Genomic DNA, 19858 nt, shown 5'->3' on the forward strand with positions numbered 1-19858 from the left:
ACCATGGCTTCCATCAAGGGATCCCGCCGCAGAGGGATCGCGTTGCACCTCCCGCTGATCATCGGCACGCTGCTCTCGGCCTTCCCGTTCTACTGGGCCGTGATCATGTCGACGCACAGCTCGTCGGAGATCTTCTCGTACCCGCCGAAACTGCTGCCGGGCACGCACTTCCTGGAGAACGTCCGCAACCTCTTCGACGCCGTCGACTTCTTCGGGTCGATGTGGAACTCGCTGCTGGTCGCGGTGTCGGTGACCTTCCTGGTCCTGCTCTTCGACTCCCTCGCCGCCTTCGTCTTCGCCAAGTTCGAGTTCCCCGGCAAGGGGCTGCTGTTCGGGCTGCTCATGGTCATCTTCATGGTGCCGGCACAGCTGTCGGTCATCCCGCAGTTCGTCCTCATGGCGAAGATCGGCTGGATCGGCTCCATGACCGCGCTGATCGTGCCGGCCGCGGCCAACGCCTTCGGCATCTTCTGGATGCGCCAGTACATGAAGACGGCCATCCACGACGAACTGCTCGACGCCTCCAAGCTCGATGGCGCGAACTTCCTGCGCCAGTACTGGCACGTGGCGCTGCCGGTGGTCCGCCCCGGCCTCGCCTTCCTCGGTATCTTCACCTTCATGGGCCAGTGGAACGACTTCGCCTGGCCCCTGATCGCCCTCACCAACCCGGACAACGTGACCCTTCAGGTCGCGCTCTCCCAGCTCAACGGCACCCACGGCACCACCGACTACGGCATCGTGATGACCGGCGCCCTGCTCGCCCTCATCCCGCTGCTGATCGTCTTCGCGATCGGCGCCCGGCAGATCATCGGCGACCTCGCGAAGGGGGCCGTCCGCGGATGAACCCGCTGCTGGTGCTCCGCCCCTGGGAGGCACCCGAGGTGACCTCCTGGGGGCGGCTCCCCATGAACGCCGTCGACCGGCGCTCCGGAGCACTCCCCCTCGACGGCGATTGGCGTTTCCAGTTGCTGCCGGTTCCGGACGCGCCGGTCGGCGGTGCCTGGTCGTCGTCGTACGTCCCCGGCGTCTGGACCCTGCAGGGCACGGACGACCTGCCGCAGTACACCAACGTGCGGATGCCGTTCCCCGACTTCCCGCCCCACTCCCCCGCCGCCAACCCGACGGGCGTGTACGAACGTGAGGTGGACGTCCCCGCCGAGTGGGCCGGACGCCGGATCGTGCTCCAGGTCGGGGCCGCCGAGAGCGTGCTGCTGGTGCAGGTGGACGGGCGGCCCGTCGGCATCTCCAAGGACTCGCACCTGGCCGCCGAGTTCGACCTGACGGGAGTTGCCCGTCCCGGTGGGCGGGCCACCGTACGGCTGACCGTGGTGAAGTGGTCCGACGCCTCCCACCTCGAGGACCAGGACCAGTGGTGGCACGGCGGGATCACCCGCTCGGTGCTGCTGTACGCGACGGACCCGCTGCATCTCGCGGACGTGACCGTGCGGGCGCGGTACAGCGGCGAGCTGCGCGTCGACTGCCGGGTACGGAGCGCGGGCGGTGCCCTGCCCGACGGGTGGTACCTCACCGGCGACCTGGACGGTCAACCGCTCGCGCAGGACACCGAGTTCGACCGCGCCAACGTCGAGGACGAACGCGTCTCCGACTTCCTCGGCGAGGCGCGGATGCGGACGACGGTCGAGGACGTACGCACCTGGAACGCGGAGACGCCCGAGCTGTACGGCCTGACCGTCCGCCTGCACCGCGCCGACGGCACAGTCGCCGACGCCTCCAGGCACCGGATCGGCTTCCGGGACGTCGAGATCGTCGGCCGGGACCTGCTCGTCAACGGGGAGCGGGTCTTCATCCGGGGCGTCAACCGGCACGACTTCCACCCACTGACCGGGCGAACGGTGTCGTACGACGACATGCGCGCCGATCTGACCCTGCTCAAGCGCTTCGGCTTCAACGCGATCCGCACCGCCCACTACCCGGGCGACCCGGCGCTGTACGACCTCGCCGACGAGCTCGGCTTCTACGTGGTCGACGAGGCGGACATCGAGAGCCACGACCACGCGCACGAGATCGCCGACGACCCGCGCTATCTGAACGCCTTCGTGGACCGCGTCTCGCGCATGGTGCTGCGCGACAAGAACCATCCGTCCGTCATCATCTGGTCACTCGGCAACGAGTCCGACTACGGCGCCAACCACTACGCGGCGGCTGGCTGGGTGCGCCGGCACGATCCGACGCGGCCGATCCAGTACGAGGGCGCCGCCAAGCTCGACTGGGCGGCGACGGACGACGCCTCCGACATCGCCTGCCCGATGTACGCGCCGATCGAGGACTGCGTCGCCCACGCGCTGTCGGGCCGGCAGACGAGGCCCCTCATCCAGTGCGAGTACTCGCACGCCATGGGCAACAGCAACGGCACGCTGGCCGACCACTGGGCTGCCATCGAGGCCACCCCGGGTCTTCAGGGCGGGTTCATCTGGGAGTTCTGGGACCACGGAATTCTGCAACGCGTGAGCGATGGCAGACCTGCCGGGCGCGCGGGCGCCGGGCTCTACGACAACGGTGTCGCCGCGCCCGGGTACCGCTGGGCGTACGGCGGCGACTTCGGGGAGACGATCCACGACGGCGCCTTCATCGCCGACGGCATGGTCTTCCCCGACCGCACGCCCAAGCCCGCGATGTACGAGCACCGGGAGATCGCGGCGCCCGTGCGGATCGAGTGCTACAAGCACGAGGGCATCGTGCTCGGCAACCACCAGCACTTCCGCGGCCTGGAATGGCTGGCGGGCGAGTGGCGGCTGGACCTGGCCGACGGTACGACGCTGACCGGCCCGGCGCGGCTGCCGAACCTGTGCCCCGGGGAGACGGCCGCCGTACCGCTGCCCTTCGCGGTACCGCAGGACGGCGGCGAGGCCTGGCTGACGCTGCGGGTGACCGTGGCCGAGGACCAGCCGTGGGCGCCGCGCGGCACCGAGGTGTGCGCGCCCCAGATCCGGCTGCGCGGACCGGCCCCGGTCGAGGTCTCTCCCGTGGACCGGCAGGTCGAGGTGGACGGCGAGGGTCTCCTCGTCCACCCGCTGCTGACGGACCCTCCGGCGCTCTCGCTGTGGCGGGCGCCCACCGACAACGACGAGCTCGGCGGCATGGCACAGCGCTGGCGGAGCTGGGGGCTCGACGCGCTGGTGCGCAAGGTCGTGTCGGTGCGCGAGGACTCCGGACGTGTGACCGTGGAGGCCGAATACGCGGGCACGACCGGTGTCGTACGGCACCGGCAGGTGCTGACGCCCGTCGAGGGCGGCGTGCGGGTCGACGAGGAGGCCGAGCTGCCGGAGGCGTTCGACGACGTGGCGCGGGTCGGCACGGTCTTCGAGACGGTCACGGGGCTCGACCTGCTGGAGTGGTTCGGGCAGGGTCCGTGGGAGTCGTATCCCGACCGCAGCGCGGGCGCGCCCGTCGGCCATCACGCCGTACCGGTCGACGAGTTGTTCACCCCGTATCTGCGGCCGCAGGAGAGCGGCGGCCGGCACGGTGTACGGCGGTTCACGCTGTCGGCGCCGGACGCCACCGGGCTGTCCGTCACGTTGGACGAGCCCCGCCAGGTCTCGGTGACCCGCTACCGGGCCGAGGACCTCACCTCCGCCGACCACCACGACGAGCTGGTCGCGCGGCCCGGCTGCGTGGTGCACATCGACGCCGCGCACCGCGGCCTGGGCACCGCCTCCTGCGGGCCCGACACCTCACCGTCGTATCTCGTCGCACCGGGCATCCATCGCTGGAGCTGGACCCTGCGCGTTCTCTGAACCCCCCACGCCCTTCACCGTCACCTTTTCTCACGGATCTTCCTTACGGAGCACACGTGTGTACTTCGCATGACCAGGAACAGGGCGAGGCCGCGCAGGCCGGTGCCGGAAGACGCGGATTCCTGCGCGCCACGGCGCTGCTCGGCGCCGCGGCCACGGCGGGGGTCGGGGTGGCCCTGCCGACCGTGGCCGAAGCCGCCACGGCGGCCGGTTGGCGTCCCGATGCCGACAGCCGACGCTTCACGCTGGCCGTGATGCCCGACACCCAGTACCTCTTCGACGGGCCGAGCATCAACCCCGCGCCCGTCGAGGCGTCCCTGCGCTACCTCCTGGAGCACGGCCGGGAGGAGAACATCGTCTTCCTGTCCCACCTCGGCGACCTCACCGAGAACGGCGCGAAGGCCGAATGCGCCGCGATCGGCGAGGCGTTCGAGCTGCTCGACCGGCGAGGCGTCGGCTACAGCGTCCTGGCCGGCAACCACGACGTGAAGTCGTCCACGGACGACCAGCGCGGCTCGACGCCGTACCTGGACACGTTCGGACCGCAGCGCTTCCAGGGCAAGTCCACCTTCGGAGGCGCCTCTTCGGACGGCTACAACACCTACCACCTGTTCACGGCGGCCGGCCGCGAGTGGATGGTGCTCGCGCTGGACTGGCGGCTGTCGGCGAAGGGCTACGCCTGGGCGAAGGACGTCCTCGCCCGGCACCCGAGGACGCCGGTCATCCTCACCACGCACGAACTGGTCGTCGACGACGACACGTTGTCGTCGTACGGCCGGCAGCTGTGGGACGGGCTGATCAAGGACCACGACCAGATCTTCCTGACCCTCAACGGGCACTACTGGCCCGCCGGCCGGGCCACCCGCAAGAACACGGCGGGCAACGAGGTCCACCTGCACCTGACGAACTACCAGAACCGCTACTTCGGCGGCGCGGCGATGATCCGCCTCTACCACTTCGACCTCGACCGGAACGTCATCGACGTCGAGACGGTCTCCCCGTGGATCCTGGGCCGGGCCGCGAAGGGTCTGAACGAGCTGGAGCGGCAGGAGATCGAACTCAGCGGCGACGCCGACCGGTTCTCGGTCGACATCGACTTCGCGGACCGCTTCTCCGGCTTCGACCCGGTGCCCGCCCGCCCCGCGCGGCCCGCGTCGCAGATGCTGATCCGGGGCACGGCCGCCTACTGGCGCTTCGACTCGCCCGTTTCCGGCACCGTCCGCGACCTGTCCGGCCGCGGCAACGACCTGACCGTGGTCTCCGTGGGCGGCGGCACCCTCGGCTGGTCGGCGGACCACCACCCCGACCAGCCCGGCCACGGCAGCCTGGAGTTCCAGGGCTACAAGTCCCCGCTGAGGGGTGCGTACCTGCGCACGGTCGACGGCGCCCCGCTCAACTCGGCCACATTCAGGAACGGTTACACCATCGAGGCCTTCTACCGCCTCCCCGCGGACTGGGACGCCTCGCACAACGCCTGGGCCGGCCTGATCAGCCGTACCGGCACCGGCGGCGCCGCCGGCAAGTCGGAGGGCGACCCCGACGAACCGCTCGCCACGCTCTCCCTCTCCGACGGGCCCGGCCCGCAGTGGGCGGTCCGGCCGCTCAACCAGGAGGGCATCGCCACCAACTGGGGCGACGAGACCGCGCGGGAGAAGTGGTGGCACCTCGCCGTCGTCAACGACGGCAGGCGCACCACGATGTCCGTCCAGGGCTGCCCGGTGGCCCGCAACCCGCACGCCACCGCGATCGGCCTCACCTCGCTCGGGCTGCCGTGGCTGCTCGGCGGCTACGAGTACGGCGGCAGGATCGACCAGATCCTGTACGGCCGCCTCGGCGACGTCCGTGTCGTCGAACGGGCGCTGCCCGTCACCTCCTTCATGACTCACTGACCCATGCCGAGGATCACCATGACCGAGCAGCAGCTACCCACCTGGGCAGACCCGTCCGTCTCCCCCGCCGACCTCGACCCCCAGGGCGTCTCCCGACGCGGACTCCTGCGCCGCGCGGGCCTGTTCGGCGCCGCCTTCGCGCTGGGCGGCGCGGCCGTGCCCGCGACAGCTGTGGCCGCCGACCGGCGTCTTGGTGGCGACGACCCCCGCCTCGCCTACCTCGTCGGCGACCACCACATCCACACCGTCTACAGCCACGACGCGAAGTACACCTTCTCCCAACTGGCCGCGGCGGGCGCCACGTACGGCCTGGACTGGATGGTGTTCACCGAGCACTCCAACTTCGGGCACGCCCAGTACGGGGCCTCGCTGGAGCACCAGGAGATCCTCAGGGCCCGCGCCGAGAACCCCCGCCAGCTGATCTTCCAGGGCCTGGAGTGGTACATCCCGGCCGCCGAGCACTGCACTGTCTTCGCGGCGCCCGGCCCGCGCGAGGTCGACCTGCTCACCGGGTTCGAGACGGCCTACGACGGAAAGTTGCTCGGTTACACCGAGGGCGCCGCAGGGGCGGCGGACACCGCCCACAACGAGGCCCACGCGGTCAAGGCCATCAAGTGGCTGGCCGAGCAGCGCCGCCGGGGCTACGTCGACGACGTCCTCGTCCTCGCCAACCACCCGATGCGCCTCGGCATCGACTCCCCGCACGAGATGCGCAACTGGCGGGACGCGGCTCCCGAGATCATGATCGGCATGGAGGGCGCACCCGGCGCCCAGGGCGCGGCCATCCCGGGCTGGCGCGGTGCGACCTCGATGCGCGGCGAGTACGAGAACAAGCCGTCGGCGCAGTCCTGGCCGGGCTACCCGGCGGAGGCGTATCTGACGTACGGCGGCTTCGACTGGGCGACCGCGACGGTCGGCGGCCTGTGGGACTCGATGCTGGCGGAGGGCCGCCTGTTCTCGATCACCACGAACTCCGACGCCCACCGCATCGTCTTCGACACCTGGAAGAACGGCGACTGGCCGGCCGGCCAGAACTTCGACAACACCGGCAGGCTGCCCGACCCGGTGAACACCGACACCCCGCAGCCGGGCAGCGACTTCTGGCCCGGCCAGTTCAGCCGCACCCACGTCGGCGTGACCCGCTACGGCTACCGCGCCGTGATGGCGGGCCTGCGCGCGGGCCGGGTCTGGCTGGACCACGGCCATCTGCTGGACGGCCTCGACGTGCGCCTGAAGCGGGACTGCGACCACGGCAGGGGCGTCACGCTGGGCGGCCGCCTGCGCGTCCGCAAGGGCGAGCGGATCACCCTGTACGTGACGGTGACGACCGCCTCCCGGCCCAACACCCAGGGAATCGTCCCGGAGTTGGCGCACGTGGACGTCATCCGGGGCGCGGTGCGCGGCCCGGTTACCGACCGCGACACGTGGCAGGCGCCCGACACCCGGGTCGTGACGACGAAGGACGTATCCGGCCGCAAGGGGACGTACACCTTGCGGATCCCGCTGACCGCCGGAAGCGAGTCCTTCTACGTCCGCCTGCGCGGCAGCGACGGCAACCGCCACGGCACGGGCTACCTCGGCGCCTCGGTCGACCCGCACGGGCCGATCCCGCACGCGCCCGGAGACGGTGACCCGTGGGCGGACACGTGGTTCTATTCCAACCCCATCTTCGTCGACGTGGCAGGAGCCTGATGCGACGCACACCGACACGCTGGGCGGCGGGCAGGCCGTCTGATGTGCGCCTCGAACGACGCCACGGGCACACTGTTCCCGCGGATCCGGCCGCCCTGGTGATCCAGCCCGGCGTCTGCGCACTGTCGACGAGCGTCTACGCGTACCAGCAGGTCACGGGCTGACGCCCTGATCGACCTGGGCGTACGGTGGGCCGCGTGACCACGGAAGAGTCGCTGCGGCCCCAGTCCCTGATGCTGACGTTCCTGGGCGACCAGGTCCTCGGGCGGGACGTCTGCGTGTACTCGGGCAGCATCATCGACGTCCTCGCCCGCGTGGGCGTCGGCGAGCCGGCTACCCGCTCGACACTGACCCGCATGGTGCACCGGGGCCTGCTGCGCCGCCAGCGCGAGGGCCGCCGGATGTACTTCGGCCTGACCGAGCACTCGGCCGCAGTGCTGCGCGACGGCGAGCGGCGCATCTGGCAGACCGGCGCGGTCAACCGGCAGTGGGACGGCACCTGGACCCTGCTCGGCTTCTCACTGCCCGAGTCCTGGCAGCGGCAGCGGCACGACCTGCGCTCGAAGCTCACCTGGAGCGGCTTCGGCCCGCTGTTCAACGGCCTGTGGATCGCACCCGGCGAGGTCGATGTGTCGGAGCTGGTGGCTGAGCTGGGACTCGCCGCCCATGTGAAGGTCTTCCGCGCACACGCCGATGCCGGCATGGACATCGGCGCGATGATCGAGGAGACCTGGGAGCTGACCGAGCTGGCGGCGCGCTACCAGGCGTTCGTACGCCGCTGGCAGCCGTGGGAGACGGAGCTGCCGGACGCCGACGATGCGCTCGGGCTGCGGCTGCTGTTGCAGGCCGAGTGGCTGCGGATCATCCGCCGCGATCCGCGCCTGCCGGTCAGGCACCTGCCCGACGACTGGCCGGCCGAGCAGGCCGAGAAGACGTTCCGGCGGGTGCACGAGCGGTTCAGCCCGCTTGCGCTGGACGCGTCGGAACGCCTTCTCAACCTGGTACCCGTACGCGACGGTCAGGCGTAGAACCTCGACAGGCTCTGCAGGACGGCCGCGGGCTTGGCTCCACCCTCGATCTCGATCGTGCCGTCGACGGTGATCTGCACCCCGCCCGGCACGTCCTCGACCTCCGCGAGGTTCCCGACCAGCCGGATCCTCGACCCGACCTTCACCGGCGCGGGGAAACGCACCTTGTTCAGGCCGTAGTTGACCTTCGTGGTGACGCCCTGGACGTCGAGCAGCTCGGTGAACAAGGGGATGAAGAGCGACAGGGTGAGATAGCCGTGGGCGATCGGGGCACCGAACGGACCCTCCGCGGCCCGGTGCGGATCCACGTGGATCCACTGGTGGTCGCCCGTGGCGTCGGCGAACGTGTTGATCCGCTCCTGCGTGATCTCGATCCACTCGCTGGTGCCCAGGTCGCTGCCCGCGAGCTTCTTGAGTTCGTCGAGGCCGTTCACGGTAAGACTCATATCGCGTTCCCTACTCAGGAGTTGGAGCCGAAGCACTTGCGCACCCGGGCCTTGAGGAGCTTCCCGGAGGCGGTGCGCGGGAGTTCGTCCGCGAGCACCACCGACTTCGGAATCTTGTACTTGGCGAGGCGGCCGGACAGCGAGGCGAGCACCTCGTCCGGGTCGAGGTCGGCGCCCTGACGCGGAACCACGACCGCACGCGGCACCTCGCCCCACTTGTCGTCCGGGACGCCGATGACCGCGCACTCGACGATGTCGGGGTGGGCGAGGAGGAGGTCCTCGATCTCGGCGGGGTAGATGTTCTCCCCACCCGAAATGATCATGTCCTTGATGCGGTCGACGATGAAGACATAGCCGTCCTCGTCGACCCGGGCGGCATCCCCGCTACGGAACCAGCCGTCCACGAAGGACGCGGCCGTCTCCTCGGGCAGCCCCCAGTAGCCGGGCATCACATGCGGCCCGCGCACCACGACCTCGCCGGTCTCGCCGACGTCGACCGGCGCGAGGTCCGGCCGAACCACCCGTGCGTCGCTGAAGAAGTGCGGCACCCCTGCCGAACCGGCCTTGCTGACCGCGTGCTCGGCGTCCAGGAACAGCGTCCCCGGCGCGGCCTCCGTCATGCCGTAGCCCTGGAGGAAGGTGAGCCCGCGCTCCTGATAGGCGCCGATCAGTGGAGTCGGCACCGACGAGCCGCCGCAGGTCAGGAGCCGCAGCGAGGACAGGTCGGCGTCCGGCCAGCGCGGATGCCGGGCGATCTGGTCGAACATCGTCGGCACCCCGAACATGAAGGTGATCCGGTGCTGTTCGACCAGGTCGAAGGTGGCGTCCGGGTCGAAGGCCTCGACCAGGACACAGGTGCCGCCCTTGAGCAGCACCGGCAGGGTGAGCATGTTCAGGCCGGCCGTGTGGAACAACGGGGCGGACACCAGGGCACGTTCGTCGGCGATCAGGTCGGTGTCGACGAGGACGTTGACCGCGTTCCAGGTCAGGTTGCCGTGCGTGAGCATCGCGCCCTTGGGGCGGCCGGTGGTCCCCGAGGTGTACATGATGATGCTGGTGTCGTCGGCGCCGACCGGTTCGTCGATGGGCTCGTACGCGGCGGCGGCCACTGCTTCCTCGTATTCGGCGCCGACTTCGACGTACGTACGCACATCCGTGCTGCCCGGCAGCCCGGCCACGAGCCCGGCGTGCGAGGGGCCGTAGACGAGGGCCTTGGCGCCCGAGTCGGCGAGCTGGTAGGCGATCTCCGGCCCGGCGAGGCGGGTGTTGAGCGGGACGAAGACCGCCCCGAGCGTGCCCGCCGCGAACAGGGTCTCCAGGTAGGAGGGGTGGTTGGGGCCGAGGTAGGCGATCCGGTCGCCGCGGCGCACGCCCCGGGCGCGCAGGGCGTGGGCGAGGTGGGTGGTGCGCGCGTACAGGTCCGCGTACGTGAACGTCTTCTCGCCGTGGATCAGGGCGGTGCGGTGCGGAGTCTTGCGGGCCCGGCGTGCGGGCCATGACCCCAGTCCCTCGTTGCGCATCGTTGCGCCCCTTACGGTGTGGTCAGCCCGAGCAGGCGGGCGGCGTTCTCCTTGAGGATCTTCGGCTTTACCTCGTCCTTGATCGTCAGCTTCTCGAAGTCGGCGAGCCAGCGGTCCGGGGTGAGGACGGGGTAGTCGGAGCCGAACAGGACCTTGTCCTTCAGCAGCGTGTTGGCGTACTGCACCAGCTGCGGCGGGAAGTACTTGGGCGACCAGCCGGACAGGTCGATGTGCACACCCGGTTTGTGGGTGGCGACCGCAAGGGCCTCGTCCTGCCAGGGGAAGGACGGGTGGGCCAGGATGATCTTCAGATGCGGGAAGTCGGCGGCCACGTCGTCGACGTGCAGCGGGTTGGAGTACTTGAGGCGGATGCCACCGCCGCCCGGAACACCCGCGCCGATCCCGGTCTGGCCCGTGTGGAACAGCGCGATGGTGCCGGTCTCCTCGATCACCTCGTACAGGTCGTACGCCACCGCCCGGTCGTTGGGGAAGAAGCCCTGGATGCTGGGGTGGAACTTGAAGCCCTTCACCCCGTACTCCTCCACCAGACGGCGGGCCTGCCTGACCCCCGCCCTGCCCCGGAACGGGTCGACGGAGGCGAACGGGATCAGCACGTCCGGGTGGGCGGCGGCGGCCTCGGCGACCTCCTCGTTCGGGACAGGCGCGGTGCCGGTCGCGGATTCGGCGTCCACCGTGAAGATCACGGCAGCCATCTTCCGCTCGCGGTAGTACGCGGCCGTCTCCTCCAGGGTCGGCTTCCGCTTGCCCTCGACCTTGAAATAGGCGGAGGAGGCGTCGTGCAGGTCGTCGTCCAGGGAGGAGTGGCCCTTGGAGGAGACCTCCGCGTGGGTGTGGACGTCGATGGCGACGAGTTCGCTGATGTCCATCACGCCTCCGGCAGCTTGGGCGCGGGGATGCCCACCGACTGGAGTTCGGCGCCGACCGAGGTGGGCCAGGCGTCGACCAGGGTCTCGGGGGTCCAGCCGCCATCGGCGTACGCCGCCCTGAGCTCCTGCGGATGGGACCAGAGTGCCACCTTGTCGCCGCCGATGCCGATGGCCTGCCCGGTGATGCCGCGCGCGGCCTCCGAGGCGAGGAACGGGACGAGGGCCGCGCAGTCCTCGGGGGTGCCGAAGCCCTCGCCCTTGCGCAGGAAGTCGGGCAGCGGCTCGCCGTTCTTCATGGCCTCGATGTACGGGGCGAAGGCGGGGATGGTCTCGGTCATCGCGGTGGCGGCCACCGGCACGATCGCGTTGACGGTGATGTTCGCGCGGCCCAGCTCCATGGACCAGGTGCGGGCCATGGCTGCGATGCCGGCCTTGGCTGCGGCGTAGTTGGTCTGCCCGAAGTTGCCGCGCTGCCCGGCCGGGGAGCCGACCAGGATCAGGGAGCCGCCCTGCCCCTGCTCGCGCATGCGGACGGCGGCGGCGCGGGCGCAGGTGAAGGTGCCCTTGAGGTGGGTGGTGATCACCGCGTCGAAGTCGTCGTCGGTCATCTTCCACAGCACCTTGTCGCGCAGAATGCCCGCGTTGGTGACCAGGACGTCGAGCCGGCCGAACTCCTCGACCGCGCGCCGCACCAGCCGGTCGGCGGCCTCGGTGGTGCCGACCGCGACCACCTCGGCCACGGCGGTGCCGCCCGCCTCGGTGATGGACTTGACGGCCTGCTCGGCCACGGCCTCGTCGACGTCGTTGACCACCACGGACGCGCCATGGACGGCGAGGGCGTGGGCGTAGGCGAGGCCGAGGCCCCGGCCACTGCCGGTGACGACGGCGGCCTGGCCGGTGAGATCGATGCTGGGCACGGGCGAGTCCCTTCGCAAAGTGATGCGTGTGATGCGGCGACGAGTCGAAGCTAGGAGCAATAATTGTTGTCGTCAATAGTTGTTGCCGACCGGCAGGTGCGGGAGACTGGGGCCGATCCGCAGAAAACCGCCCCCACCCGGGGGCCGCGACCAGGGAGCCCGCCATCGCCCGCCAGCAGCACACCCCGAACGCCGCCCCGATCGACGCGCACGAACCGTGGATGCGCGCGCTGCACGCGGACACCGGCTATCTCCTGTACCGACTGGGCCTGCGCTCCGGGCAGTTGTTCAACGCGTTCCTCCAGGAGTCGGGCCTGCGCCTGCGCCACTACGCGGTGCTGCGCTTCCTCGCCACCTCTCAGGGCGCCCTCCAGCGCGAGCTGAGCGACCGGCTGGGCTACGACCCGAGCGCGATCGTCGGACTCGTCGACGACCTGGAGAAGCTGGGCTTCGCCGAGCGCCGGCCCGCGCCCGAGGACCGCCGCAGCCGAATCGTCGTCCTCACCGAGGCCGGCCGCGCGTTTCTGCGCGACACCGACGAGGCGGGTCTGCACGTCACGAACGACCTGCTGGAGCCGCTCGCCCCGGCCGAGCGGGAGACCCTGCACGCGCTGCTGCTGCGGATCGCGCAGCCCGACTCCCGGAGGTGATGTTGTGCAAATGATTGACGGCCGCACGATGTCTGCCTAACTTCAGCCGGGCATCGGCGCGGTCCCCCGCCGGTGCACTTCCACGGCATCGGCCCAGGGAGCTCACCGTGCAGCCATCCCGCTCATCCGCCCGTCAATCGTCCCCGGAGACACGGCAGTTGCGCCGCGTCGCACTGTCCGGACTGCTCGGCACGGCAGTGGAGTTCTACGACTTCCTCGTGTACGGCACCGTCGCCGCGCTCGTCTTCGGCGATCTGTTCTTCCCCGACGCCGACCCCGCGGTCGGCACCATCGCGGCCTTCGGCACCTTCGCCGCGGGCTATGTGGCTCGCCCGCTGGGCGGCATCGTCTTCGGCCACTTCGGCGACCGGGTCGGCCGCAAGTCGATGATGCTGCTGACCATGGTCCTGATGGGCTGCGGCAGCTTCCTCATCGGCGTGCTGCCGACCTACGACGCGATCGGCGTGTGGGCGCCCATCCTGCTGGTCACCCTGCGGATCGTGCAGGGCATCGCGATCGGCGGCGAGTGGGGCGGCGCGACCCTGATGGTCGTCGAGCACGCCGAGCGCGCCCACGGGTCCCGGCGCGGCTTGTGGTCCAGCTTCACCATGCTCGGCGCCCCGCTCGGCTCCGTGCTCTCCGCGGGAGTGGTCACCCTGGTCTCCGCACTCCCCGACGAGCAGTTCCGCTCCTGGGGCTGGCGGGTGCCGTTCCTGCTCAGCATCGCGCTGCTGGCCGTCGGCTTGTTCGTCCGGCTGAAGGTCGCGGAGAGTCCGCTGTTCGCCGAGGCCAAGCGCGCACCGGTGGACAAGCCGCCGGTCGTGGAGGTACTGCGCCACCCGAAGCCGGTGCTGCTCGCGGCGGGCGTCGGTATCGGCGCGTTCACGGCCCAGTCGCTGCTGACCGGGTTCATGATCTCGTACGCCGTCCAGCAGGGCTACAGCCGACCGCAGGTGCTCACCGCGGTGACCGTCGCCTCCTGCGTGGCTCTGCTGGTGCTGCCCGCCGCCTCCGCGTTGTCCGACCGGATCGGCCGCCGCCCGGTCGTGCTGGCCGGCGCCGTCGCCTCGGCCGCGCTCGCCTTCCCGGTGCTCGCCTTGGTGAACTCCGGCTCCCCCGGTCTGCTGATCCTCGCCCTGGCGCTCGGTCACGGTGTCGCCCAGTCCACGATGTACGGCCCGCTGGGCGCCCTGCTCACCGAGATGTTCGGCACTCGCGTGCGCTACACCGGCGCCTCCCTCGGATACCAGGCCGCGACCCTGGTGGGCGCCGGGTTCTCCCCACTGATCGCGAGCAGTCTGCTCGCCTCGTCCGGCGGTGGCAGCGCCCCCGTCTCCCTGCTGCTGTGCGGCGGCGCGGTGATCACCGCGCTCACAGTGTGGCGGGTGCGCGAGACGCACACCGACGCCCTGGAATCCCCCGCGGCCCGAGCCGCCGCCCCCACCCCGGAAGGGACGCCCCGTTGAGAGCCCGTATCGCACTGCCGGCCGTGACCCTGTGCGCCGTGACCGCGCTGCCGGCGCAGGCCGCCACCGACTCGCACATCGAGGGCCGACTTCCCTCCGGCGCCACCTACTTGATGGACGTCCCCGCCGCCTGGAACGGCACCGTCCTGCTCTACAGCCACGGCTACCGTGCCGCGGGCTGGCCCAACCCCGCGCAGAACGCGCCCAGTTCACAGACCCGGGACGAACTCCTCGCCGACGGCTACGCGCTGATCGGCTCCTCGTACGCCACGAACGGCTGGGCCGTCACCGACGCCGTCCCCGACCAGCTCGCCACCCTGGACCTGTTCACGACGCGGTTCGGCACCGCCCGGCGAACACTCGCCTGGGGCACCTCCTACGGCGGGCTCGTCACGACCACCCTGGCCGAGCGGCACACGGACCGCTTCGACGGCTCGCTGGCCATGTGCGGGCTGGTGCAGGGCGGCGTCGCCAACTGGAACAGCACGCTCGATCCGGTGTTCGCGCTGAAGGCGCTGCTCGCTCCCGGGGACAGCATCCCGCTCACCGGGTTCGCCGACCAGGCGGCCGCGCAGAGCGCCGCGAGCGCGCTCACCGCGAAGGTCACTGCCGCCCAGCAGACCGACGAGGGACGGGCCCGCATCGCCCTCGCCGCCGCCCTGCACAACATCCCCGGGTACAACGACGCCGCGCAATCGAAACCCGGGCCGACCGACTGGGACGCCCAGCAGGCCAACCAGTACGCGGCCGTCACCGGGCTGCTCCAGCTGCCCGCCTTCAGCTGGCGGCAGGAGGCCGAGCGGAGGGCCGGCGGGAACCCGTCGTGGAACACCGGCGTCGACTACACGGCGCTGCTGCACCGCTCGCCCGTGTACAAGGAGGTCACCGAGCTCTACAAGAAGGCGGGCCTGTCACTGCGGGCCGACCTCACGGCCCTGAACCGGGCGCCCCGGATATCCGCCGACCCGGCGGCCGTACGGTGGATGCGCGACACCAGCGTGTTCAAGGGCCGGCTGACCGACCCCCAGCTCAACATCCACACGACCGGCGACGCGCTGATCCCCGTCCAGGCCGAGAGCGCCTACCGGCGGGCCGCCGCCGCGGCCGGCACCGGCCGACTCCTCGCCCAGGCCTACGTCGACGGCCCCGGCCACTGCACCTTCACCCCGGGCGAGATCCTCGCCGCCCTGCACACCCTGGAGCACCGTCTGGCCACGGGCCGCTGGGACACCTCCGCCGACGCCCTCAACAACCGCGCGCGCCAGGAGGAGCCGACGCCCGAGCCCCGGTACGTGACCTATCGCCCGACGCCGTATCCCCGCCCGTACGACCTCGCCCATCCGGGGGACGCCCGGCCATGAGATCACCTCGTGCCGATATCCCTCTCACCGGTGAGGCCCGCCCCCGGCCATCTCGGGATACTGGAACGGCCCTTGCCCCGAGGAGCCGCCATGTCCGCTCGGTCCTGGATCACTCCTGCCGTCGCCCGACTGCGGACGACGCATCCGTACGTCGTCGACGCGGCGCTCGCCGCCCTGGTGCTGTTCGCGACCTCCCTGCAGTGGATCTTCCCCAGTGGGAAGGACGAGCCGCTGTCCTGGCAGGGCTACCTGCTCGGGGCGGCAACCGCGGTGCCGTTGGTGTGGCGCAGGCGGGCGCCGTTCGGGACGGCGTGCGCTGTGTCGGTCGCGACACCCGCGATGGCGGTGTACCACGCACCGCCGCCGGATATCGCCTACGGCGGCCTCGTCGTCCTGTACACCGTCGCAGCCCTGTGTCCGCCCTGGCAGCGGCGGGTGATGCTGGTGGGCTGGCTGGCCGGGGTCACGCTCACCATGATCCACACGGACAAGACCGAGCCCTTCGAGTACGCCTTCCACCTGATGAGTGTCGTCTGCGCCTACGCTCTCGGGTTGGTCGCCCGCGTCCAGCGCGCCTACACCGCGGAGTTGGAGGACCGGGCCCGGCGGCTGGAACGGGAACGCGCCGCCGACACCGAGCGGGCCCGGACGCAGGAGCGCGCCCGGATCGCCCGGGACATGCACGACATTCTCGCCCACGCGGTCAGCCTGATGGTGGTGCAGGCCGAAGCCGGTCCGGTCGTCGTCCGCAGTGATCCGGCCCGCGCCGAGGCCGCGTTCGACGCGATCGCCACGAGCGGGCGGGACGCCATGGCCCAACTGCGCCGCATCCTGGGTGTCCTGAAGGACGAGGAGGCCGGGATTGCTTCGCGGCGGCTGCCGCAGCCCGGCGTCTCGGCGCTTGTGGAGCTGGTCCGCCAGGTCGGGGAATCCACCGGCCTTCGGGTGGAGCTGCGGACCTCCGGCGAACCCCGCCCGCTGCCCCCGGACACCGAGGTCGCCGCGTACCGCGTGGTCCAGGAGGCGCTCACCAACACCGTGAAGCACGCGTACGCTTCCTCCGCGACAGTCGAACTGGACTGGACGGAGGACGCGTTGACACTGGCGGTCACGGACGACGGACACGGGCCCACGGCCCCGGGCGGCGGGCACGGGCTGATCGGCATCCGGGAGCGGGCCGCCGCCTGCGGGGGCAGCGCCGAGGCCGGGCGCGGTCCGCACGGCGGATTCCGGGTCGTCGTACGACTGCCGGACGACGAACGACAGGCGGCCCTGGGGTGAGCATCCGTGTGGTCGTCGCCGACGACCAGGAGCTGGTCCGCAGCGGCTTCAGCATGATCCTCGAGGCGCAGCCGGACATCGAGGTGGTCGCCGAGGCCGGCGACGGCGTCGAGGCGGTCGACGCGGTGCGGCGGTACACGCCGGACGTGCTGCTCCTCGACATCCGTATGCCGGTCATGGACGGCCTGGAGGCGGCCCGGCAGGTGTGCGCGCAGTCCGGCTGCAAGGTCGTCATGCTGACCACCTTCGACCTGGACGAGTACGTGTACGAGGCGCTGTACGCCGGCGCCAGCGGGTTCCTGTTGAAAGACGTGCGCCGGGACGACCTCGTGCACGCGGTGCGGGTGGTCGCGGCCGGCGACTCGCTGCTCGCGCCGACGGTCACCCGGCGGCTGGTCGCGGACATCGTGCGGCGCCGCCGGGAGGAGGCCGCCGCCGAGATGACGCCGCAACAGCTGGACCTGCTGACGGCGCGTGAGGTGGAGACCCTGCGGATGCTCGCCCGCGGACTGTCCAACGCGGAGATCGCCACGACCCTGTTCGTCAGCGAACACACCGTCAAGACCCACGTCAGCAACGTACTGAGCAAGCTGGGTCTCAGGGACCGGGTACAGGCAGTGATCTGCGCGTACGAGACCGGACTGGTGACCCCCGGCTCCCCCTAGCGAGGGAGCCTCGGCCAGGTCTCCCCCGTACGGCGGAGACCTCGAAACCGCTCCCGTCGGCGATCCGGTGGCATCCCCCTCGGCAGGAGTCTGAGGGCGTTCGAAGCCTACGACTCGCCGGGAGGGACCGTGCTCTCCACGCTCGCCCGGGCGGCGACCCGCCGCCCGCTGACCGTCATCCTTCTGTGGGTGCTCTTCCTGCTGCTCGGCTTCGGGCTGGGGACGGGCTTCTTCGCACGGCTGTCCGACGAGGTGCCGAACGTTCCGGGCACCGAGTCGGAGCGGGCCGCGCAGTATATCGACCGTGCCGACCCGACCGGCGAGTCGATCACCGCCGTCGTCGAAGGCCCGGCGGTCTTTGACCCCGCGCTGCGCGACGAGGTCGACCGGGCCGTCGCCGAGGTGCGCGATGTGCCCGGTGTCGCCGCCGTGCCCGACCCCTTCACCACCCCGGGCCTGGTCTCCGAGGACGGGCGCGCCCTGCTCATCCCCGTCACCCTTGAGGGCGGACTCGACGACGACGCCGAGGAGCGGGCGGTGGACGACGCCTCCGCCCGCATCCACCAGATCGACGCGCCGGACGTCCATGTGAGCGGCGGCCCGCTGCTCGGACAGCAACTCGGCGAACGCGCCCAGGAGGACGTGGCGAACGCCGAGCTGATCTCCCTGCCGGTCGTCCTCGTCCTGCTGGTGGTGATCTTCGGTGGGCTGCGCGCGGCGGGGCTGCCGCTGCTCGTCGCGGTCGGCGGGATCGCAGGAGCGTTCCTGGCGCTGTTCGGGTTCAGCCAGGTCACGGACATCTCGGTGTACGCGGTCCAGGTCACCACCATGCTCGGGCTCGGGCTCGCGGTGGACTACGCCCTGCTGATGCTGGTCCGCTTCCGCGAGGAGCGGCGGCACACCGACGACGTCGTCGTGGCCGTGCACCGGACGGTCGCGGCGGCCGGGCGGACGGTGCTCTTCTCCGGGCTCACCGTGGCGGTCAGCCTGACCGGACTACTGGTCTTCCCGAGCGTGTTCCTGCGCAGCATGGGCCTCGCCGTGGCCGCGGTGGTGATGATCGACATGCTGGCCGCGCTCACCCTGCTGCCCGCGCTGCTCACCCGGTTCGGCGGGAAGATCGCCCCGGCGAAGACCCGGCAGAAGGGCGAGGAGGGCCGTGTCTTCGCACGCCTGGCCCGCTTCTCGGCACGCAACCGCGTAGCCGTCCTCGCCGTGGTCGTCCCGGCCCTGCTGGTCCTGGCGTTGCCGGTCACCGGCATGCGGATCAGCATCGGAGACGCCCGGCAACTGCCGACGGACACCGAGGCACGGCAGTTGTACGACACCGTGGAGGCGCACTTCCCGCCGGGCGCCGGGGTCGATCCGGTCACCGTGGTCCTGAGGCCGGGGACGGACGCGGCGATCGCCGAGCGGATCCGCGCCCTGGCCCCGGGCGCCCAGTCCCGTGAACTGCCCGGCGGCACGACCGTCGTCGAACTGCCGCCGTCGGGCAGTGTGGACGGCGGCGCGGCGACCGAGCTGGTCCGCGAGGTGCGGGAGGTCCGCGGGGACGAACCCGTCGAGGTGACCGGCGTCGCGGCCCGGCTGGTCGACTTCCGCGAGATGCTCGCCGACCGGGCGCCCTGGGCTGCGGCGACCGTCCTCGTTGGCATCTTCGCGCTGCTGTTCGCGTTCACCGGCTCGGTGCTGATCCCGGTGCGCACCATCGCGACCACGCTGCTCAGCTTGGCCGCTGCGCTCGGCGTGGTGGTGTGGGTGTTCCAGGACGGGCATATGGCCGGGCTGCTGGGCGCCGAGGGCCTGGGCGCGCTGAGCCTGACCGCGCCACCGCTGATCATCGCGATCGCCTTCGGACTCGCCATGGACTACGAGCTGTTCATCCTCGCCCGGATGCGCGAGGCCCGGCGGCTCGGCGAAGCCGACCAGGAGGCCGTAGTGACGGGGCTGCGCCGCTCCGGCCGCGTGGTGACCTGCGCCGCGCTGCTCCTCGCGGTGGTCTTCGGCGCCTTCATGACCGGCGGCTTCTCGCCCATCCTGCAGATCGGCCTGGGCCTCACCCTCGCCGTGCTGATCGACGCGACGGTCGTCCGGATGCTGCTCGTCCCGGCGACGATGGCGCTGCTTGGACGGCACGCATGGTGGGCGCCGAAGCCCCTGCGCAAGGCGCACGACCGGTTCGGACTGCAGGAGGAGGCACCGCAGCGGATCCGGGTGACGGAACCGGTCTGAGGCACCGAGGGGGCCAGGGCGCGTCGGTGCGCCCCGGCCCCGCGCTCCCTAGGCGTCGACCAGCTGGTC

The 19858-nt window shown here is 71.2% G+C and carries 16 protein-coding genes; 12 read left to right on the plus strand and 4 right to left on the minus strand.

Annotated features, from left to right (window positions below; all coding sequences use genetic code 11):
• Positions 1-3 precede the first annotated feature (3 nt).
• From ACKTSN_RS07100 to ACKTSN_RS07125, 6 genes are read left to right on the plus strand one after another with little or no spacing between them, the layout of a single operon-like run.
• Entirely contained in the window at positions 4-843 is an 840-nt protein-coding gene (locus tag ACKTSN_RS07100; RefSeq protein WP_224733643.1) for a carbohydrate ABC transporter permease, read from the plus strand.
• Positions 840-3755: a glycoside hydrolase family 2 TIM barrel-domain containing protein gene (locus tag ACKTSN_RS07105; RefSeq protein WP_409468299.1), complete on the plus strand. Its 2916-nt coding sequence runs from the start codon at positions 840-842 to the stop codon at positions 3753-3755. The genes ACKTSN_RS07100 and ACKTSN_RS07105 overlap by 4 nt, the downstream gene beginning before the upstream one ends.
• 56 nt (positions 3756-3811) lie before the next feature.
• Positions 3812-5644 (plus strand): LamG-like jellyroll fold domain-containing protein, encoded by a 1833-nt coding sequence (locus ACKTSN_RS07110; RefSeq protein ID WP_409468300.1) that lies wholly within the window; start codon positions 3812-3814, stop codon positions 5642-5644.
• A gap of 18 nt (positions 5645-5662) precedes the next feature.
• The gene (locus ACKTSN_RS07115; protein ID WP_409468301.1) at positions 5663-7336 is read left to right on the plus strand and encodes a PHP domain-containing protein; all 1674 of its coding nucleotides are present in this window, start codon (positions 5663-5665) and stop codon (positions 7334-7336) included.
• Positions 7336-7500, plus strand: coding sequence for a hypothetical protein (locus ACKTSN_RS07120; protein WP_409468302.1), 165 nt, complete (start codon positions 7336-7338; stop codon positions 7498-7500). Before ACKTSN_RS07115 ends, ACKTSN_RS07120 begins: the two co-directional genes overlap by 1 nt.
• Positions 7501-7533: 33 nt before the next feature.
• Positions 7534-8364 (plus strand): PaaX family transcriptional regulator, encoded by an 831-nt coding sequence (locus ACKTSN_RS07125; protein WP_409468303.1) that lies wholly within the window; start codon positions 7534-7536, stop codon positions 8362-8364.
• Here the strand turns inward: ACKTSN_RS07125 and ACKTSN_RS07130 are convergent.
• The 4 genes from ACKTSN_RS07130 to ACKTSN_RS07145 are packed head-to-tail and all read right to left on the minus strand — an operon-like array spanning position 8355 to position 12134.
• Positions 8355-8810: a MaoC family dehydratase gene (locus tag ACKTSN_RS07130; protein WP_409468304.1), complete on the minus strand. Its 456-nt coding sequence runs from the start codon at positions 8808-8810 to the stop codon at positions 8355-8357. The two genes, ACKTSN_RS07125 and ACKTSN_RS07130, sit on opposite strands and share 10 nt — an antisense overlap.
• A gap of 14 nt (positions 8811-8824) precedes the next feature.
• Positions 8825-10330 carry an acyl-CoA synthetase gene (locus ACKTSN_RS07135; RefSeq protein WP_409468305.1) on the minus strand — a complete coding sequence of 502 codons (1506 nt, stop codon included), beginning with the start codon at positions 10328-10330 and terminating at the stop codon, positions 8825-8827.
• A gap of 11 nt (positions 10331-10341) precedes the next feature.
• Positions 10342-11217 carry an amidohydrolase family protein gene (locus ACKTSN_RS07140; RefSeq protein ID WP_409468306.1) on the minus strand — a complete coding sequence of 292 codons (876 nt, stop codon included), beginning with the start codon at positions 11215-11217 and terminating at the stop codon, positions 10342-10344.
• Positions 11217-12134 carry an SDR family NAD(P)-dependent oxidoreductase gene (locus tag ACKTSN_RS07145; RefSeq protein WP_409468307.1) on the minus strand — a complete coding sequence of 306 codons (918 nt, stop codon included), beginning with the start codon at positions 12132-12134 and terminating at the stop codon, positions 11217-11219. Before ACKTSN_RS07145 ends, ACKTSN_RS07140 begins: the two co-directional genes overlap by 1 nt.
• A gap of 221 nt (positions 12135-12355) precedes the next feature.
• On the opposite strand from ACKTSN_RS07145, the gene ACKTSN_RS07150 reads away from it, so the two are divergent.
• The 6 genes from ACKTSN_RS07150 to ACKTSN_RS07175 all read left to right on the plus strand — a co-directional run bounded on the left by ACKTSN_RS07150 (position 12356) and on the right by ACKTSN_RS07175 (position 19789).
• The gene (locus ACKTSN_RS07150; RefSeq protein ID WP_409468308.1) at positions 12356-12784 is read left to right on the plus strand and encodes a MarR family winged helix-turn-helix transcriptional regulator; all 429 of its coding nucleotides are present in this window, start codon (positions 12356-12358) and stop codon (positions 12782-12784) included.
• 158 nt (positions 12785-12942) lie between these two features.
• The gene (locus ACKTSN_RS07155; protein WP_409468309.1) at positions 12943-14250 is read left to right on the plus strand and encodes an MFS transporter; all 1308 of its coding nucleotides are present in this window, start codon (positions 12943-12945) and stop codon (positions 14248-14250) included.
• Complete coding sequence (locus ACKTSN_RS07160) at positions 14247-15611, plus strand: alpha/beta hydrolase family protein (protein ID WP_409468310.1); 1365 nt, start codon at positions 14247-14249, stop codon at positions 15609-15611. The genes ACKTSN_RS07155 and ACKTSN_RS07160 overlap by 4 nt, the downstream gene beginning before the upstream one ends.
• A gap of 90 nt (positions 15612-15701) precedes the next feature.
• The gene (locus ACKTSN_RS07165; RefSeq protein ID WP_409468311.1) at positions 15702-16892 is read left to right on the plus strand and encodes a sensor histidine kinase; all 1191 of its coding nucleotides are present in this window, start codon (positions 15702-15704) and stop codon (positions 16890-16892) included.
• On the plus strand, positions 16889-17557 hold the full coding sequence (locus tag ACKTSN_RS07170) for a response regulator (RefSeq protein WP_409468312.1): 669 nt from the start codon (positions 16889-16891) through the stop codon (positions 17555-17557). The genes ACKTSN_RS07165 and ACKTSN_RS07170 overlap by 4 nt, the downstream gene beginning before the upstream one ends.
• Positions 17558-17686: 129 nt before the next feature.
• Complete coding sequence (locus ACKTSN_RS07175) at positions 17687-19789, plus strand: MMPL family transporter (protein ID WP_409468313.1); 2103 nt, start codon at positions 17687-17689, stop codon at positions 19787-19789.
• Positions 19790-19858 lie beyond the last annotated feature (69 nt).

Source organism: Streptomyces flavusporus (assembly GCF_046267975.1).
Taxonomy (GTDB): domain Bacteria; phylum Actinomycetota; class Actinomycetes; order Streptomycetales; family Streptomycetaceae; genus Streptomyces; species Streptomyces flavusporus.

Coding starts and splice junctions, on each gene's coding strand:
- ACKTSN_RS07100 (WP_224733643.1), top strand. CDS start 4: ATGGCTTCCATCAAGGGATCCCGCCGCAGAGGGATCGCGTTGCACCTC.
- ACKTSN_RS07105 (WP_409468299.1), top strand. CDS start 840: ATGAACCCGCTGCTGGTGCTCCGCCCCTGGGAGGCACCCGAGGTGACC.
- ACKTSN_RS07115 (WP_409468301.1), top strand. CDS start 5,663: ATGACCGAGCAGCAGCTACCCACCTGGGCAGACCCGTCCGTCTCCCCC.
- ACKTSN_RS07120 (WP_409468302.1), top strand. CDS start 7,336: ATGCGACGCACACCGACACGCTGGGCGGCGGGCAGGCCGTCTGATGTG.
- ACKTSN_RS07130 (WP_409468304.1), bottom strand. CDS start 8,810: ATGAGTCTTACCGTGAACGGCCTCGACGAACTCAAGAAGCTCGCGGGC.
- ACKTSN_RS07135 (WP_409468305.1), bottom strand. CDS start 10,330: ATGCGCAACGAGGGACTGGGGTCATGGCCCGCACGCCGGGCCCGCAAG.
- ACKTSN_RS07140 (WP_409468306.1), bottom strand. CDS start 11,217: ATGGACATCAGCGAACTCGTCGCCATCGACGTCCACACCCACGCGGAG.
- ACKTSN_RS07150 (WP_409468308.1), top strand. CDS start 12,356: ATGCGCGCGCTGCACGCGGACACCGGCTATCTCCTGTACCGACTGGGC.
- ACKTSN_RS07165 (WP_409468311.1), top strand. CDS start 15,702: ATGTCCGCTCGGTCCTGGATCACTCCTGCCGTCGCCCGACTGCGGACG.